This is a genomic window from Mongoliitalea sp. (assembly GCF_054166905.1).
Genome location: NZ_JBSZCK010000014.1, coordinates 240092 through 257444, shown reverse-complemented (window position 1 = coordinate 257444; position 17353 = coordinate 240092). Strand labels below are relative to the sequence as shown.

The window sequence follows — 17353 nt, the reverse complement described above, 5'->3', positions numbered from 1 at the left end:
GGGTTGTGCCTTCCTTAGGTATAGTTTCGCTTAGATTTTTTAAAAAGTCGTAGTATATTTCAAAACTACAAATTTGAAGACGAATGAAAAACAAATTTCTTTTGATGGTATGCCTACTCGTGATGAGTTGGGGTTTAACAGATGCACAATCCTATTTTGCTGATGGCTTATCGGCTGCTTTTCATCAAGAGCGTAGAGAAGCGTTGCGTGCTTTAATGCCAACGAACAGCGTGGCAGTATTTTTCAGTAATCCTGTCAAAAATAGATCCAACGATACGGAATTTTTATACCGACCGAACTCAGACTTTTATTACCTCACAGGCTTCCGTGAGCCCAATGCTGCCTTGGTTGTGTTCAAAGAACCACAAGTAATTGACGGGAAACCTGTGAAGGAGATCATCTATGTGCAACCTCGAGACCCGCGCAAAGAGCAGTGGGATGGTGAGCGTTTGGGGGTAGAGGGCATCAAGGCAAAGTTGGGATTTGATGTAGCTTATACCTATGCAGATTTTATGAAGGCTCCCGCTATCAACTGGTCTGCTATGCAGCAGATTCTTTCGTTACCCATGGGAGATTTTGAAGGAGGCTCCTACAATGCTCCACTTAAAGAGATGGTTGCTACTTTTAAAGGGATGAATCTGCGTACAGAAGCTCCTCGTTCGCCTAATCTAAATGAATTAATGAATACCCTGAGAGTTGTGAAAACGGAGGAGGAGTTGGTATTGCTAAGCAGAGCGATAGAGATCACTGGCAAGGGGCATATAGAAGCCATGCGTTCCATCAAGCCAGGTGTTTCCGAGAGAGCCATTCAAGGGGTACATGAGTTTGTTCATAAAGCGATGGGTGCTGAAGGTCTTGGTTACAACTCTATAGCAGGAGCGGGCAATAATGCCACAATTTTGCACTACGTAGACAATTATCAGGTGAATTTGCAGGAAGGATTGATTCTGATGGATATAGGGGCAGAATATAGAGGCTATTCAGGCGATATTACCCGTACAGTACCGATAAAAGGATTTTTCTCTCCTGAGGAGAAAGCTATTTATGAGATTGTATTGGAGTCCATGGAAGCGGGTATTGCGGCTTGTAGGCCTGGAGCAGATATGCGGGATGTACAAATGGCTTCCAGAAAAGTAATTGATGATGGATTGGTTCGTCTGGGTATTATTAAGCCAGGAGAACGGCATCCATATTTTCCACATGGCATTGGGCATCACCTAGGTTTGGATGTGCATGATCGTGGAGGTAATGTCAAATTTGCTCCTGGGATGGTCTTAACCGTGGAGCCTGGTATTTACATTCCTGAAGGTAGTAATACAGATCCAAAATGGTGGAGAATAGGTGTGCGTATTGAAGACAATATCCTTATCACCGAAAATGGACATGTAAATCTTTCGAATTTCGTACCAAAAACTGTGGAAGATATCGAAGCTATTATGAAAGAAGAAGGGGTGTTGCAGAAGTTGTCAGTGAACAGTTTGGGAAATTAGGAATGCTTGTACTGAGCGTAGTCGAAGTAAGGAATGAAAGGATGAAGGAGGAGGAATGAAGGATGAAAGAGACAAGAATCAAGAGCCAAGAATCAAGACATGGAGTATGGGCTAGTGAGGAGTTTGAGAATAAGATTAATCTGTGGGTTTTAACCCACTAAAAGGATTTGAAGTTATAGATTTAATTCATTTAACGTTCTGAGGGATAAGCTGATCAATAGCCGTGGGTTTTAACCCCCGGCATTGGTTGGGAATTAGGAATTTGAAAAGGATGAAGGAGGAGGGATGAAGGATGAAAGAAACAAGAATCAAGAGTCAAGAATCAAGACATGGAGTATGGGTTAGTGAGGAGTTTGAGAATAAGATTAATCTGTGGGTTTTAACTCTTGGCATTGTAGGAGAGGTGACTAGTTAACACTGAACAATGAACAGTTGACAAACTAAGATTAACCACAACGATCCAAAAAAAAGAAATTGTCTACAGATTTGCAGATTACTTTTGCGGCTTTGCGCCCCTGTCTGCCGACAGGCAGGTTTGCATGCAATTTTCTTCCTAAGAGGGTAATACCCTTTCCTACAAGCTCTCAAAAATATCACCAAACCTACACTCAGCTTATAGATGCGGGTATCTAGCTTACTATTTCTACCCTTATTTCAAATTATATCCAATTATTTCAAAAAGACTAACATCCTGTCTCTGCGACAATTCTGTCTTGTATCTTGTCTCGGTCCCTGAGCCTGTCGAGGGGCTAGTCTCTCTTCTTCAAATCCCCTCTCTTAATCGATTGGATAAATTTGTTCCAGGCAAATGGATCTAGCAAAGTAAAGGGTCTAGGACCATAGCGGTCTTGAATTTGCATGACTTGGTTTTGGCGGAAGTAGCGCATGTTTTCATTACCGGAGGCAGGCATGTTTTCAGCCCATCGGAGGAGTGTCTCCGAACTCATATTCCCTCGAGTGTCTATGGCCATAGGGGCTTCGTAGTTCATGGCCAGAATTTGACGTTTGAACTCGTCTTCCGTAGGAAAAGGCATAACTTCAATCTCAGCAAGAGAGATTTCGTCTACTTGCATGGTTAAGATGAGGGATATTTTGTCATCATCTAGTTTCTCAGGAACCTTGAATGTTTGTTTTTGTAAACCGATAAAGGAGAATACTACACTGTCACCTTCCAATACAGGTAAAGAAAAATAACCATAGCGACCAGAACTGGTACCACGACCTTTTTTCGGAACATACACATTGACGCCTGGTACAGCATCTGTGCTATCAGAATTTAAGATGATCCCGGAAAGCTGAATAACCTTTCGCTCTTCTTTTGTTTGTGCATGTGCTTCCTGTGACTGGCTTAGTAACAGTCCAAAAAATACAAGGACAATGATATGGTAAATATGTACTCTCAATGTATATTAATTCTTTCGTTGAAAATCGGTTTTGGCTTTTCAGCTAAATTTCCCATAATATTAGCTCAATTTACATTCTATTCCTTAATTTCATACCATAAAAATTGGTTAAAAGTTACAAATGCGCCTCAAAAACATCAGTTTGAGTTATGGAATGCGAGTTTTTAAAGCCCTTTCTGAAGAAGCTAGGGTACGGATTTTGCATCTATTGCTGGAAAATAAGGAACTTTCAATTTCTGATTTGGAGCATATCCTCGATTTTACTCAAACGAAGACGAGCAGGCATCTCGGTTATTTGAAAAATGCTGGTTTGGTCGGAAGCAGAAGAGTGGATCAGTGGATTTTTTACTATATTTTGGATGAGGCATATGAGATCATTGGTCAGATTTTTACATTTATTCAAAAAGACGTGAACCTCATCCGCGATCAAGAGGTTTACAAAATATTGGATTCCAACCGGGAGTTGGCCAAAAACAAAATCCAAAATAATCCATACAGAAGATAACCGTTCTTTTCTTGAAAAAATACACCCATATCCTCTTTGATCTGGACCACACCCTTTGGGACTACGATCGAAATGTTCAGGAATCTCTCAGCGAGCTTTATGAAGTTTACCAATTAATCGAGTCAGGCTTTGCCTCTGCTCAGGATTTTATCCAAGCATTTTATGCCATCAATTTTAAGTTGTGGGCTTTGTATGACGTAGGTAAAATTGACAAAAAAGGCTTGAGGGAAACCCGCTTTAAATTAATCTTCCAACATGCTGGTTTGGATCAAATATGGGCGACTCCTGATATGGAAGCGGATTTTATGCATCGCACTTCCAGTAAAAATCACTTGCTACCTTATACTTTTGAAATTTTGGATTACTTGAAGCCCAACTATGGTCTGCATATCATTTCCAATGGATTCAATGAAAGCCAATTCAAGAAAATGGAGGCGTCAGGGCTCAGTCCTTATTTTGATTTGGTGATTACTTCCGAAACAACTGGTCATAAAAAGCCTGATCCACGGATTTTTCAATACGCCTTGGATCAATTGGGTATTCAACACACGGATACCATTATGGTAGGAGATAACCCGAATTCTGATATTTTGGGAGCAATTAGGGCCAATGTGGATTCCGTATATTTTGATCCTCATGAGAAAGGAATCGAATATAATCCTACCTACACCATTCATCATCTAAAGGAGTTGGAAGGGATTCTTTAATTTTTTTGTATGACCAAAAGCCTTATTTTTGCGTAGCTTATTAGAAAATCAAACATTAAGAATATGTCTTCAACAAAATATGATGTAATTGTAGTAGGGTCTGGTCCTGGGGGGTATGTAGCAGCAATCCGAGCAGCACAATTGGGTTTGAAAACAGCGATTGTAGAGGCTGCTGAATTGGGCGGTATCTGTTTGAACTGGGGTTGTATCCCAACCAAAGCTTTGATCAAAAGTGCACAGGTGTTTGAATATATCAATCACTCAGAAGACTACGGGATCAAGGTAAACGGTGCTGAGGTAGATTTTGGAGGCATGATCAAAAGAAGCCGTGATGTAGCTGCTGGCATGTCCAAAGGCATTCAGTTCTTGATGAAGAAAAATAAAATTGACCAACTGCTGGGTTGGGGTAAGGTACAGCCGGGTAAGAAAGTAGAAGTTGCTGATAAGGATGGTAAAAAGACGGTTTATTCCGCAGACCATATCATCATCGCTACCGGAGGTCGCGCGCGCGAATTGCCTGCATTGAAAATCGATGATAAAAAGATCGTAGGTTACCGCAAGGCGATGACCTTGGAAGAAAAACCTAGCAAAATGATTGTTGTAGGCTCGGGTGCCATTGGAGTTGAGTTTGCCTATGTGTACAATTCTATCGGTACTGAGGTAACCATTGTAGAGTTTTTAGACCGCATTGTTCCAAATGAAGATGAAGAGGTGTCTAAGACTTTGGAAAAAATCTACAAGAAGAATGGTGTAAAAATCATGACTTCTACGGAAGTAACATCAGTTGATACCTCAGGCAAAGGTTGTAAAGTGACTGTAAAGGATAAAAAGGGCAACGAATCTGTATTGGAGTGTGATGTGGTACTCTCTGCAGTAGGTGTTGTTTCCAATGTCGAAAACGTTGGTTTGGAGGATGTAGGTATTTTGGTAGAGAAAGGGAAAATCAAAGTAGATGAGTATTACCAAACCAACATGCCTGGTTACTATGCCATTGGTGATGTGACGACGGGTCCTGCATTGGCACACGTGGCATCTGCCGAAGGAATCATCTGTGTTGAGAAAATTGCAGGTCACCATCCAGAGCCTTTAGACTATAATAATATTCCAGGCTGTACCTATTGTATTCCTGAAATTGCCTCTGTTGGGTACACTGAAGCAAAGGCAAAAGAAGCGGGTTATGAAGTGAAGGTGGGTAAGTTTCCATTCTCTGCTTCGGGTAAAGCTTCTGCTGCAGGTGCGAAAGACGGTTTTGTGAAATTAATCTTCGATGCAAAATATGGAGAGTTGTTAGGTGCGCACATGATTGGAGCAAACGTGACAGAGATGATTGCTGAGATCGTTGCTGTGCGTAAATTGGAGACTACCGGTCATGAGCTGATCAAGACGGTTCACCCACACCCAACCATGTCAGAGGCAGTGATGGAAGCTGCGGCTGCTGCATACGATGAAGTGATACACTTATAAAAATTTGAATAAAATTTCTTACATTCGAAACACAAGGTTAAACAATTGACCTTGTGTTTTTATTTTATAGGGGATTTCCCAAATATTCTAACCATTGGAAGAAAAAGAACTAATAGCAGGGTTACGGGCGAAAGACCGAAAGACGGTTGATTACCTGTATGAACATTACTCAAAGGCGTTATTTACTGTCATCAGTAGAATAATTACTGATCAGGAAATAGCCGAAGAAGTATTTCATGATGCATTTATCAAAATCACTAAAAAAATTGATTCTTACGATGAGTCGAAAGGCCGGTTATATACCTGGATGGCTAATATCTGTAGGAATTCTGCCATTGATCGAACACGCTCCAAAGAGTTTTCTCAGGATAGTAAGACCAATACCATAGATGACTACGTATATGGATTGGAGGCCAGTGGAGGAACCGAGGAGGTGACGGATGGCATTGGTGTGAAAGAGTTGATGGATCAATTAAATCTAGAACAGCGGTTTGTGATAGAATGCATGTATTTTAAGGGATATACGCATTCAGAAATTTCAGAAGAATTTGATATACCTTTGGGTACAGTCAAATCCCGTATAAGAGCAGCCTTAGTCGTATTAAAAAAGAAATTAGATAAAATATAGTGGATATTCAATCATACATAGCATCTGGAAAGCTTGAACTCTTTGTTTTAGGAGAGTTGAGTGAACGGGAAGAAGCCGAGGTTTTGGAAATGGCTGCCAGGTACCCTGAGGTAAGGGAGGAGCTCAACCAAATCGAAGAGGCCTTTTTCCAATTGGATAACCAAACCGGGAAGGGACCATCCGCTGGATTGAAATCCAAAGTGATGGCAACCTGGGAGGATGAGGTTTTGGGTACGGAGGAAGCTGCCGTGAAACAAATAGCTTTGCAACCTTGGAAGACCTACTTTGTTGCGGCGAGTATCGCTGCCATATTTGCTTCTTCGGTGGCAGTTTATTTTGCAAGTCAGTATTTCAGTTTGGATCAACGTTTCATGGCTTTGTTGGAAGAAAAGTCCGTCTTAGCAGAAGATCTGAATCGCTATAAAGTGAACTATGAGCAAGTGGACACGCAGCTCGATGTTTTACTAACGGGTAATTTCACTAAAATACCTATGAAAGGAGAGCCTTTTGAAATTCAAAAAGAGGCCAAGGTAGATGTGTGGTGGGATCAGTCGGCTGCAAAAGTATTTGTTTCTGTTAATCAGTTAGCATCGCTTTCAGAAGATTTGGACTACCAGTTGTGGGCAATAGGAGATGGTGGACCTGTAGGAATTGGTCTGGTCAATCCTGGACAGTCTTTCTCTTTGCAACAAATGGAGTCGGTATTGGCAGCAGGAGCTTTTGCAATCACTATTGAGCCCAAGGGAGGAAGTGAAAGCCCCACCCTAGAAAAATTGGTGGTAATTGGGAATGTAGGGTAAGGATAAATAATAGAGCTAATTTAAAGCAAAATATCAAAGTTTTATAGTTGAAGGGAGCTAGCAAAGTTTTGCTAGCTTTTTTTATTCCAAATTAAGTATTTTAATGTTTTTAAAGAAGTCTTGGATGGTTTTACTTTCTTTTTTTTAATGAGATTAGTCATAAGTTGCATTTCAAATATTAAATTTTAATTATTTGGCAAGTTCTTAATAATTGATTTGGATAGTTAAATTAAAGGTTCATCGAAAATATAATAATCAAGGGTAAATACTTGAATTTTTGAATAAAAATGAGTGATTTTGGTGTTTGAAATGAAATTTATTATTTTAATTTTTGAATTTAAGTACATATATATATATATATATTTGGATGTGCGTACAAGAGACCTTTAATCAAAAAATGAAAATAAACGTTAGTAATTTGGTGTTAATTTTTATCTTCTTTTTTTTTATAGTAGTTTTTTGTACAAATAAAAAAGAGGAAATTATAGATTTTGAAAATGAAATTTTGATACAAGGTGAGGCAGTAAAAGATATTATCGTTCATACTAATAAAAATATTAATTTGCTAGTTGTTGATACATTTTTGGTTATTCAACAAATTGAGAATAATTTATTGAGCATTTACAGTACAAACGATTACAGTTTATTGAAGAGTTATGGTTCTATTGGAGAAGGTTCTTTGGAATTTTCTGATCCTTACCTTCTTAAACAATATTCTTACGACTTACATAATAAGTCACCAATTATTAAGATATATGATTATGAAAGGCGAGTTTTGAGTGAAATCAACATTTTTAATCTTCTTAACAATGATGAAAATTTTCTTGTTCAAAAAACGCTAGGCGATAATCCGAATTATTACTTACATTTTTATTATTTTTCAAGTGATTTTTACTTAGGTGTCACAGAAGGAGAAAGTAAATTTTCCATGTTTGATCAAAAGTCTGGTACTATTTTTAATGTGGATTACTTTCCAAGATTAGAAATTGAGCTAGAAAAATCATTGTATTATCCTGTTTATAGGTCTGTAATTGCTGTGAATGAGTCTAAACAAAAAATTGTAAGTTCAACTTTACTTATTCCGAATATTGACCTTTGGGATTTTAATTTAAAAAGACTTGAGTCTGTATTTTTTGACACTACAGATTTTTTAAAGGATGCCATAGTTGAGTATAAAAAGTCAGGAAAATTTGATTCAAAGCATTTTATTGTTGAGTTAGATTCGAACGATGATTATATTTTTGGGCTAAATTATAATAATTCTTCTAGTGCTATTTATAAAAACTATGATCACCAGAATTTGAATTTATTACAATTTGATTGGGAAGGGAATCCGCTCAAAAAATATATCCTTGTAGATAATAAATTTGTGGAATCCTTTGCTGTAGATTTTGAAAGGAATAAAGTGTATTGCTTTTTACCCCACGAAAAGGAATACAATATTTATGTGTATGACTTAAAATGAAAGTCTTATCTATACGACTTATCAATTTTCTCACAATAGTTTTTGTATTAAGCTGAAATCCGCTCCCCAATTAATCAATGACGTTTTAATTTATTTTGATGGATTAAAATGATGTTGTGTTTTAAAAATTGTAACTTGAATCGAAATTGTTTTTGAAGTTTTAAGCAATGTTTCCTAATTGCAATGGGTTTTTCTAAGAATTTTTAATAGTTTTCATACCTATATCCATGCTCTCCGTCTTCAAACAACTCTATGATCGCATATCCTCTATCGGTCAATTCATAGGGTTCATCTTTCCACCAGTTGCCACAGACAGCCCCGCTGCAATGGTACATGATGTCGTGATACTTTAGGCTTTCCACTAGGTGGATGTGTCCGGAGATGCAGGTTTTGATATTTTTATGTTGATAAAATAGGTTTATTAAAGACTTAGCGTCAATATGCATCCAAGCACCCGGAACTATCCAATCTCCTGATTCAGCATTGTCTCCATCCAAAAATGGAGTTGCTCCCAAGATAGGGATATGGGATATAATCATAATCGGTTTTTCTGATGGAATTTCCTGCAATGTTTGTTCCAACCAAGCTCGCTGAGCCGTATCAAGTTTAGCAGTGTACCATTTTCCATCAGGTTTTTGGTGGGTACTATCCAACACAATAAAGTGCCATCCTTTTTCTGAAAAAGTGTAATAAGGTTTGTCCATACCATGTTCTCGTAATGCCCATGCCTTACCTCTAAAAGGCTCCAGGTCAGTACTCTTTCCCCAAACGTCATGATTTCCTATGCAATGATAGAATTTCAAATGACTATAATCTTTTCTGATGTTTCTCCAAATGGCCCATTGGGCCTCTGTTTCTGCTTTTTCTTCGCCTAAAGCATCCATGATCAAATCACCTCCATTGATAAAAAAATCAATGGGTTTTTCATCTTTTAAAATTTGCTCTAAGCATTGGCGAACTCCAGATTCTGATACTCCTCCAGGTTGAAGATGCATGTCCGTGAGATGTGCAATTCGCAAAATAGGCTCATTGTCCTTGCTGTTGTTGCTGGTTCCTTGGGCTGCTGGAGAAAGCATTACAGAACCCAAAGCTCCAATTCCAAGTTTTTTAATAACACTTCTTCGGGTAGCTGATTTTTTCATGAGAGATTACTTGACTGCATAACTTAATCTCATCGTAATCGATGCAGTTTTTTCTTTGGAAGAAGTATTGAATGTTCCTCCCCAAGAATAATCTTCGGTCGAATTCAAACCTGTAATCTGAAAAATACCCATATTGGCTGACAGGAGTTTTCCGAGCTTAGCACCGGAGTTTTCAGCGATTTTTTCAGCCCTTATTCGGGCATCTTCTGTTGCCCGGGAGATCATTTCAATCTTCAAACTTTCCAAATCTGTATAGTAAAAACGTGGAGCCTGAGAATAAAATTTTACTCCCTGAAGTAAGAGTTCGGTGATTTCTCGGCTAATCTGTTCTACTTTTTCAACTTCTCTGGATTCTACTTGCAAGGTTTGGTTAAGTTCATAGCCCAAAAAAGTCTGTCCCATATAGTTTCCAGAACTGCTGTAGTTTTGTCTGTATTGTGGAATAGTGCTCACTGCTTGAAAAATGATATTTTCTTTAGGGATACCTTTTGAAACTAAATAATTCAAAACTTCTTTTCGATCTCTTTCCAAATCCGCATAGGCTACTTTGATGTCTACATTGTCCCTACTGAAATTACCTTCCCACACCACTAAATCAGAAGTGAAGTTTTTTTGTCCAAGTCCAGTTACATCTACTGTGCCGGATTTTTTATTTCGGTTGATGACCGCATTTCCCAATAGGGCTGCGGCTACGATTATAGCTATCGCAAAAATGACAGAGGAAACATGTTTTTTCATAGGACTATTTGCTGGTAAATTTGATGAAAGTTAAGAAAAAAGTCTAGAAATCGCTAGTTCACGCAGGACCAGTTAAATGGAAAAATAAAAATGGCTGATTTGTCCTAAACCAGCCATTTGAAGTAGATTTATCATTTTATGTTGACTTAAACAGTCATGATATCAGCTTCTTTTTTCACCAATAGTTCGTCGATTTTAGCAGAATATTGGTCTGTCAGCTTTTGTACATTGTCCTCAGCTCTTTTTACATCATCTTCGGATGCACCGTCTTTTTGAAGTTTACGCAAACCCTCATTGATGTCTTTTCTTACGGAACGGATTGAAATTTTACCTGTTTCGCACTCTTGTTTAGCTTGTTTAACAAGATTTCTTCTACGCTCTTCCGTTAATGGAGGAATTGTCAAGATGATGATTTCTCCATTATTTTGAGGTGCAAGACCCAAATCAGAGTTGATAATGGATTTTTCAATCTCAGAGATTAGATTTCTCTCCCAAGGTTTGATGGTCAAGGTACGTGCATCAGGAGTGTTTACAGAAGCTACTTGAGACAATGGAGTAGGTGCACCATAGTAGGAGACCATAATTCCATCCAATAAGTTTGGCATGGCCTTACCTGCTCGTATTTTCAGCAATTCACTTGCAGTATGATCTACTGCTTTTTGCATCAGTTCCTTAGCTTCGTCTAAATATAATTTGATTTCTTCCATGAGATGATGGATTAATTGGTTGTGATTAGCGTTCCGATAATTTCACCTTCAATCAACTTCTTCAGGTTACCGGGTTTATTCATATCAAATACTACAATTGGCAAATTGTTTTCCTGACAGAGGGTAAAAGCTGTCATATCCATGATATTCAGGTTCTTTTCGTAGGCCTCTTGGAAAGACAAGTTGTCGTATTTGGTTGCTGTTTTATCTTTTTCTGGATCTGCGGTATACACACCATCTACTCGGGTGCCTTTTAAGACTACATCGGCTTCTACTTCAATAGCTCTCAAACTTGCCGTGGAGTCAGTAGTAAAATAAGGATTGCCTATCCCCGCTCCAAAAATTACAATTCTTCCTTTTTCTAGGTGTCGGATGGCTCTTCTTCGAATGAACGGCTCACAGACACTTTCCACTTTAATGCCTGACATGAGGCGTGTAAACATGCCGTTTTGCTCCAAAGCGCTTTGCAATGCCATGGCATTGATCAATGTTGCAAGCATGCCCATGTAATCTCCCTGAACTCTATCAATACCTGTATTTTCTGCCTGAACACCTCTAAAAATATTACCTCCTCCAATCACGATGGCAACCTCTACGCCTAGTTCTTTGATTTTTTTGATTTCTTGTGCGTATTGGTCAAGTCTGTTGGGGTCGATACCGTAGTTTTTCTCTCCCATCAGCGCTTCACCGCTGAGTTTCAGTAATATTCGTTTGTATTTCATTGTTTTGGTTTTTTGGTACGTGTACAGGTAAGCTGCATTTTGTGTTTGAAATCTGACAAAGATATACGCTAGCCCACAGATATGGAAAAGGATTCCTTAAAATTGAATGAGAATTTGATTTTTCTCAACACTGTCCCCCTTCTTTACTTTGATTTGCTTGATCACTCCATCACCAGGGGATTTCAAGATATTCTCCATTTTCATAGCTTCCAAAATCAATACAGGATCCCCTTTTTTTACTGTATCTCCCTCTGCCACCTTGATGTCAAAGATCAAACCTGGCATCGGTGCTTTGATGTCTTTGGCAGCAGAACCCTGATTCATATTGATCCCCAATTTTTCAATCAAGCGGTCAAATTTGTCCTTAATCAAAATTTCAGCAGGTTTATTATTGAGCTTAACTTTAATTGTTTTGGTACTTTCATCTATGCTTACGAGTTCCAAGGTATGGGTTGATCCATTGTTGGAAACCTTAAAAAATCGATCATCAACCTTTTCGATATCAAAATCAACTAAATCCCCTTCCAAACTGATGCCTTTTGCACCTTTCTCAAGGTCATAGGCGTTATTTTTGATAGTTACTGAGTACATTTTGTTTTATTTTGCGTTAAATATACAATTTATCTTCAAAAAGTATTTTCATGAAATCCCAATATTCCCAGCTTTTACTAATCTTCTGCTTATTTTCTATAGCTTCCTGCAAATCTGTGAAAACTGATTTACAAACTGAGGATTCTGTAATCCAACTTGGAGTAAATGAGCAACTAGTGCCAAGAAGCTCATCTTTGCTGGCAAGAGACTGGGAATCTAAAATAGCAGATTACCGCGCAACAGATACCAAGTATTTTGATATCCTGCATACAGCTTTGGACTTGCGTTTCGATTTTTCTACACAACAGGTATTGGGTTCAGCCGAATTGGTCATGAAACCTTATTTTTATGAGCAAAAGGAAGTGGTCTTAGATGCTAAGGACTTTCATATCTATAGGGTAGACTTAATCGAGGATGGAGAAGAACTGCCCCTGAATACCCTGTATAAGGAAAAAAAATTGACTGTGTATTTGCCTCGCATATTTCAAGACACAGATACTCTACGATTGAAAATAAAGTACACTGCCAATCCCAACGAAAATAATCAAGCCGGTAGCAAGGCAATCACGGATACCAAAGGATTGTATTTTATCAATCCATTGGGCAATGAAAACAAACCAACACAAATCTGGACTCAGGGAGAGACTGCGCATAACTCCAAGTGGTTCCCAACATTCGATAGCCCAAATCAGCGAATGACCCAGGAAGTCAAATTGCGTGTTCCGGAAAAATATAGAACACTAAGCAATGGAGTGTTGCTAAGTTCGGAGTTGCATCAGGATAGTACTCGTACAGACCATTGGTTGATGGATAAGCCACATGCCCCATATTTAGCGGCTATTGCTGTAGGTGAATTTGTGGAGATTCAGGATGAGTGGAAAGGGCTTCCGGTGAACTATTATGTGGAGCCTGCTTTTAAGGAAGGCGCTAAAGAAGTCTTTAAAAACACACCTGAAATGATTGGGTTTTTCTCCAATCTGCTAGGGGTGGACTACCCTTGGCAACAATACAATCAAGTGGTGGTTCGGGACTTTGTCTCCGGAGCAATGGAAAACACGACCTTATCCATTTTTATGGAAGACTTGAATCTGACGGCTCGGGAGGCAATTGATAGCGAGTGGGATGGAATCATTGCCCACGAACTCTTTCATCAATGGTTTGGAAATCTGGTGACTACAGAATCTTGGGCTAACCTGACTTTGAATGAAGCTTTCGCTAATTATTCTGAGTACCTATGGTACGAGTATAAACTTGGTCGTGATGAGGCAAATATGCATCATGTAGCCGAAATGGAGAAGTATTTTGGAGAAGCAGAAGAAAAGCAGGAAGATTTAATCCGCTTTTATTATGATGATCCCGAGGATATGTTTGACAATCACTCCTATGCCAAAGGAGGACGCATTTTGCACATGTTGCGAAGACATTTGGGAGATAGGGCCTTTTTTGCCTCACTCAAACACTATTTGACCAAACATGCATACTCCGCAGTGGAGGTGCACGATTTGAGATTAGCCTTTGAAGAAGTGACAGGGATGGATTTGAATTGGTTTTTTAATCCTTGGTTTTTAGCCTCCGGACATCCAACACTTGCCTATGAGGTCGATTATTCTATTCCTGATAATTTATTATTAACAGTCCGACAAACCCAAGACCTGACAACCACACCTCTTTACCGAATTCCTTTTAAAGTAAGCTGGTATCATGAAGGTAAGCGATTTGAAAAGGATTTTGTATTGGATAAAGCTTTTCAGCAATTTGCCATTGAAAATGGAGTGCCTGTCAATCAGCTTTATTTGGATGAGGAAAAAGTCTTGTTGAAAAAAACAGTGACCAGTAGACCCAGGGAGTTTTTCATCAAACAGTTGCAGGAGTCTCAGTTTGCAATCGCCCGTTATGAAGCCTTGGATAGTTTGATGACATATTTTCCCAATGAATTAAGATTGCCTTCCTTGGCAGCGAATACCTTGGACGATACATTTTGGGCGAATAGAGAATTGGCAATCATGTTTTTTGCTAAAGATCCGAATTTGGTTCCAGTAGGGCTGGAAGAAAAAATCTATGAACTAGCAGAGCAAGATCCACAAAACACAGTTCGCTTGGCAGCGATAGAGTTGTTGGGGATGTTAGAGGGGGAGAAATATGCTCCAGCTATGCTTCGCTGGATGAATGATCCTTCCTATTACGTCGCCGCCGCTGCTCTAGGTACTTACCTGGCAGAAGAAACCAATACCAATAGAAAAGAAATTGCAGATCGGTATACCTCCGATCCTAATATTCGTATGACTGTTGCCTTAGCAGAATATTTTATTCAGGAATCTAGCTTGGGAAAAGGGGATTGGTTTCATGAGCGATTGGATACTTACAATCGCAGGTCTTTATACTATTTCATCGGATATTACGGAGAGTATTTCACCAAACTTCCCGAAGAGGGTATGGAAAAAGCCATTGGACGATTGACTACAATTGCCAAGAGCGAGGAGCCTTTTTATATCAAAATTGCTGCCTTCTCTGCCTTATTCGGATTTGTAGATCAGCCGGGAGTATTAGATAGCCTTAAGCAGATGTATGAGGTGGAAACCGACGAATCAGTCAAGCGTTACCAGGAATACTTTTTAATTCAGTACTTGGATTAAGATTTTTTCAAGGTAATGCTGCCTTCCAATTCTGCTACTTCGTTTTTATTAGCAAGCTGACCGCAGGCTGCGTCGATGTCTTGGCCTCTGGATTTGCGGACCTTGGCGATGATGCCTTGTCCTTCCAAAATGCGGATATACATGTCAACTGCCTCCTGTTTGGCCTGACGGAATTCCCCCTCATCAATCGGGTTGTATTGGATGATATTGACCTTGGAAGGGATGATTTTGCAAAATTTCGCCAAAGCTTTGGCATGTGCTTCGTCGTCATTAATACCATCCCAAATGACATATTCATAGGTTACCTTGCGCTTGGTTTTTTGATACCAATAGCGCAGAGAATCCGCCAAATCTTCCAAAGGATTGACATCGTTGATAGGCATCAATCGACTACGCGTTTCATTGATAGCTGAATGAAGGGATATGGCTAAATTGAATTTTACCTCATCGTCGGCCATCTTTCGGATCATCTTGGGGATGCCAACGGTGGAAAGTGTGATTCTTCGGGGAGCCATGCCAAGTCCTTCTGGGGACGTGATTTTATCTATGGCATCCACTACATTGCTGTAATTCAAGAGTGGTTCTCCCATTCCCATGAATACAATGTTCGTCAAAGGGCGATTAAAATAAGTTTCAGCCTCTTCTTTGATAGCAACAACCTGATCATAAATTTCATCTGGGTTCAGATTTCGCATGCGCTTGAGTCTGGCAGTAGCACAAAAGTTGCAATCCAAACTACAGCCAACTTGTGAAGATACACAGGCGGTGATACGCTTGGTAGTGGGAATCAATACCGACTCTACAATCTTGCCATCATGCAGCTTTACGGCATTTTTGATGGTACCATCTGTAGAATGTTGCATCAAATCCACTTTGACATGGTTGATGGAAAAATTACTTTTGAGCATCTCCCGAGTTTCTTTCGAGATATTGCTCATGTCATCAAAGTTTTTCAAAGACTTATTCCATAACCAGTCATAGACTTGCTTCGCACGGAATTTTTTATCTCCCTGTGCCACAAAAAACTCCTCTAATTCCTGAAGAGAAAATTGACGGATATCTTTTTTACTTTGCTCCATGCAGCAAAGGTAAGAAAAAGCAGGGGGAGCAGCAGGGTGCTTTAAAAAGAAAAAATCAACTCTTTGTTTTTTGTTAAACTCTGATCTGAAAAACTAATTATGTATTGTTTATGACTCAAAATTAATTGTTGATTTGATTAGAATTCCGTAGAATAGATTTTCCAAAGGCAACAGCACATGAAAAAAATCCTCCTAGCTCTGCTTTACTCATTGAAAAAAAGGCTTTCTGCCTTGAAGGTATGGTCTGGGTTGAAGTTGGGCTTGATTCAGTCGATTCATATCATGCCCTATAAAGGTTTTGGGAATGAACAGGAGATTTTCTTTGTGGGCAGGGTGCTGCGTGATAGGGGCATCGGTATCTCTACTATTGAAGATAGCCGCTGGAGAAACTTCGTCAACATGTACAAGCGATTTGCAAGTTGGGAAATGCCTGGGTTGCGGGTATTGGCTCGTTTTCAGGAGGTAGAGCAACTCGTGACCACCGATGAAGAAGGATATTTTCAGGTGCAATTGAAAAAGGAGGAAGGCTGGAAATTGACACATTATTGGAATCAGGTGGAACTGACTTTGGTAGATAATCCAATAAAAGATGCACCTTTGGTAAGGACATATAACCCAGTGTTTATACCCTATGGAGACTGTGACTTTGGAGTGATTTCAGATATTGATGATACCATTGTTCCTACAGGAGCCACCCGTCTATGGGAAATGCTCAAAACCACCTTTTTTGGCAATGCCCATACACGCTTGCCTTTTGAGGGGGTAGCTGAGTTTTATCAAGCCTTACATCGAGGGATGGACGGCCTAGATTCCAATCCTTTTTTTTATGTATCGAGTTCCCCTTGGAATTTGTATGATTTCTTGATGGAGTTTTTGGATGCACATCAGATACCCAAAGGCCCTTTGATGCTACGGGACTTAGGGCTTTCGAGGGAGCAGTTTATCGCAGGCAGCCACTGGGAACATAAGTTGAAGCAAATCGAAAAAATAGTGGAAATAGAGCGCAATCTATCCTTTATCCTGATTGGTGATAGTGGGCAGCACGATGCGGAGATTTACCTACAAGTCATTAAGGAGTATCCAGGAAGAGTGAAGGCCGTGTATATCCGAAGCGTCTCCGAGGAGCGGGAAGAGCTGATGGTCCATATAGCTAACGAAATGCAAGCCTTAGGCGTAGAGATGCTCCTCATCCACAACACCGAAGAAGCAACCACCCACGCCCGCCTCAAAGGCTACATTCAATAGAAATACAATCATCTATCTGACGATGTGGTTACGG

General features: G+C 39.5%; 16 protein-coding genes. 9 read left to right on the top strand and 7 right to left on the bottom strand.

What is annotated here, in order from left to right; genetic code table 11:
- The first annotated feature begins 83 nt into the window (after positions 1 to 83).
- Positions 84 to 1490 (top strand): aminopeptidase P N-terminal domain-containing protein, encoded by a 1407-nt coding sequence (locus ACXIUD_RS04985; protein WP_458051513.1) that lies wholly within the window; start codon positions 84 to 86, stop codon positions 1488 to 1490.
- A 749-nt stretch (positions 1491 to 2239) separates the two neighbouring features.
- Here ACXIUD_RS04985 and ACXIUD_RS04980 read toward each other — a convergent pair.
- On the bottom strand, positions 2240 to 2848 hold the full coding sequence (locus tag ACXIUD_RS04980) for a carboxypeptidase-like regulatory domain-containing protein (RefSeq protein ID WP_458051534.1): 609 nt from the start codon (positions 2846 to 2848) through the stop codon (positions 2240 to 2242).
- A 166-nt stretch (positions 2849 to 3014) separates the two neighbouring features.
- Here ACXIUD_RS04980 and ACXIUD_RS04975 point away from each other — a divergent pair, with 166 nt between their 5' ends.
- The 6 genes from ACXIUD_RS04975 to ACXIUD_RS04950 all read left to right on the top strand — a co-directional run bounded on the left by ACXIUD_RS04975 (position 3015) and on the right by ACXIUD_RS04950 (position 8462).
- Positions 3015 to 3398: an ArsR/SmtB family transcription factor gene (locus ACXIUD_RS04975; protein ID WP_458051512.1), complete on the top strand. Its 384-nt coding sequence runs from the start codon at positions 3015 to 3017 to the stop codon at positions 3396 to 3398.
- An 11-nt stretch (positions 3399 to 3409) separates the two neighbouring features.
- Positions 3410 to 4105 (top strand): YjjG family noncanonical pyrimidine nucleotidase, encoded by a 696-nt coding sequence (locus ACXIUD_RS04970; RefSeq protein WP_458051511.1) that lies wholly within the window; start codon positions 3410 to 3412, stop codon positions 4103 to 4105.
- A gap of 63 nt (positions 4106 to 4168) precedes the next feature.
- Positions 4169 to 5569 carry a dihydrolipoyl dehydrogenase gene (lpdA, locus tag ACXIUD_RS04965; RefSeq protein ID WP_458051510.1) on the top strand — a complete coding sequence of 467 codons (1401 nt, stop codon included), beginning with the start codon at positions 4169 to 4171 and terminating at the stop codon, positions 5567 to 5569.
- Positions 5570 to 5663: 94 nt separating this feature from the next.
- The gene (locus ACXIUD_RS04960; RefSeq protein WP_458051509.1) at positions 5664 to 6197 is read left to right on the top strand and encodes an RNA polymerase sigma factor; all 534 of its coding nucleotides are present in this window, start codon (positions 5664 to 5666) and stop codon (positions 6195 to 6197) included.
- Positions 6197 to 6997, top strand: a complete 801-nt coding sequence (locus tag ACXIUD_RS04955; protein WP_458051508.1) for an anti-sigma factor — start codon at positions 6197 to 6199, stop codon at positions 6995 to 6997. Before ACXIUD_RS04960 ends, ACXIUD_RS04955 begins: the two co-directional genes overlap by 1 nt.
- Before the next feature lie 397 nt (positions 6998 to 7394).
- Entirely contained in the window at positions 7395 to 8462 is a 1068-nt protein-coding gene (locus ACXIUD_RS04950; RefSeq protein ID WP_458051507.1) for a hypothetical protein, read from the top strand.
- A 203-nt stretch (positions 8463 to 8665) separates the two neighbouring features.
- Here the strand turns inward: ACXIUD_RS04950 and ACXIUD_RS04945 are convergent, their stop codons facing one another.
- The 5 genes from ACXIUD_RS04945 to ACXIUD_RS04925 form a co-directional block, all read right to left on the bottom strand.
- A complete protein-coding gene (locus ACXIUD_RS04945) occupies positions 8666 to 9604 on the bottom strand; it encodes a metallophosphoesterase family protein (RefSeq protein WP_458051506.1) in 939 nt (312 codons plus the stop codon).
- 6 nt (positions 9605 to 9610) lie between these two features.
- On the bottom strand, positions 9611 to 10342 hold the full coding sequence (locus ACXIUD_RS04940) for an SIMPL domain-containing protein (RefSeq protein ID WP_458051505.1): 732 nt from the start codon (positions 10340 to 10342) through the stop codon (positions 9611 to 9613).
- A gap of 146 nt (positions 10343 to 10488) precedes the next feature.
- Positions 10489 to 11049, bottom strand: a complete 561-nt coding sequence (gene frr / locus ACXIUD_RS04935) for a ribosome recycling factor (RefSeq protein WP_458051504.1) — start codon at positions 11047 to 11049, stop codon at positions 10489 to 10491.
- Positions 11050 to 11060: 11 nt separating this feature from the next.
- A complete protein-coding gene (pyrH, locus tag ACXIUD_RS04930) occupies positions 11061 to 11771 on the bottom strand; it encodes a UMP kinase (protein WP_189581232.1) in 711 nt (236 codons plus the stop codon).
- A 96-nt stretch (positions 11772 to 11867) separates the two neighbouring features.
- The gene (locus tag ACXIUD_RS04925) at positions 11868 to 12362 is read right to left on the bottom strand and encodes a biotin/lipoyl-containing protein (protein ID WP_458051503.1); all 495 of its coding nucleotides are present in this window, start codon (positions 12360 to 12362) and stop codon (positions 11868 to 11870) included.
- A gap of 116 nt (positions 12363 to 12478) precedes the next feature.
- Here ACXIUD_RS04925 and ACXIUD_RS04920 point away from each other — a divergent pair, with 116 nt between their 5' ends.
- Positions 12479 to 14995: a M1 family aminopeptidase gene (locus ACXIUD_RS04920; protein WP_458051502.1), complete on the top strand. Its 2517-nt coding sequence runs from the start codon at positions 12479 to 12481 to the stop codon at positions 14993 to 14995.
- On the opposite strand, the gene rlmN is transcribed toward ACXIUD_RS04920, so the two are convergent.
- Positions 14992 to 16074: a 23S rRNA (adenine(2503)-C(2))-methyltransferase RlmN gene (gene rlmN, locus ACXIUD_RS04915; RefSeq protein WP_458051501.1), complete on the bottom strand. Its 1083-nt coding sequence runs from the start codon at positions 16072 to 16074 to the stop codon at positions 14992 to 14994. The genes ACXIUD_RS04920 and rlmN overlap by 4 nt on opposite strands.
- A gap of 177 nt (positions 16075 to 16251) precedes the next feature.
- Between rlmN and ACXIUD_RS04910 the strand changes: the two genes are divergently transcribed.
- A complete protein-coding gene (locus tag ACXIUD_RS04910) occupies positions 16252 to 17319 on the top strand; it encodes an App1 family protein (protein WP_458051500.1) in 1068 nt (355 codons plus the stop codon).
- Positions 17320 to 17353 lie beyond the last annotated feature (34 nt).

Coding starts and splice junctions, on each gene's coding strand:
- rlmN (WP_458051501.1), bottom strand. CDS start 16,074: ATGGAGCAAAGTAAAAAAGATATCCGTCAATTTTCTCTTCAGGAATTA.
- ACXIUD_RS04945 (WP_458051506.1), bottom strand. CDS start 9,604: ATGAAAAAATCAGCTACCCGAAGAAGTGTTATTAAAAAACTTGGAATT.
- ACXIUD_RS04910 (WP_458051500.1), top strand. CDS start 16,252: ATGAAAAAAATCCTCCTAGCTCTGCTTTACTCATTGAAAAAAAGGCTT.
- ACXIUD_RS04950 (WP_458051507.1), top strand. CDS start 7,395: ATGAAAATAAACGTTAGTAATTTGGTGTTAATTTTTATCTTCTTTTTT.
- ACXIUD_RS04985 (WP_458051513.1), top strand. CDS start 84: ATGAAAAACAAATTTCTTTTGATGGTATGCCTACTCGTGATGAGTTGG.
- lpdA (WP_458051510.1), top strand. CDS start 4,169: ATGTCTTCAACAAAATATGATGTAATTGTAGTAGGGTCTGGTCCTGGG.
- ACXIUD_RS04925 (WP_458051503.1), bottom strand. CDS start 12,362: ATGTACTCAGTAACTATCAAAAATAACGCCTATGACCTTGAGAAAGGT.
- frr (WP_458051504.1), bottom strand. CDS start 11,049: ATGGAAGAAATCAAATTATATTTAGACGAAGCTAAGGAACTGATGCAA.
- pyrH (WP_189581232.1), bottom strand. CDS start 11,771: ATGAAATACAAACGAATATTACTGAAACTCAGCGGTGAAGCGCTGATG.
- ACXIUD_RS04975 (WP_458051512.1), top strand. CDS start 3,015: ATGCGCCTCAAAAACATCAGTTTGAGTTATGGAATGCGAGTTTTTAAA.
- ACXIUD_RS04940 (WP_458051505.1), bottom strand. CDS start 10,342: ATGAAAAAACATGTTTCCTCTGTCATTTTTGCGATAGCTATAATCGTA.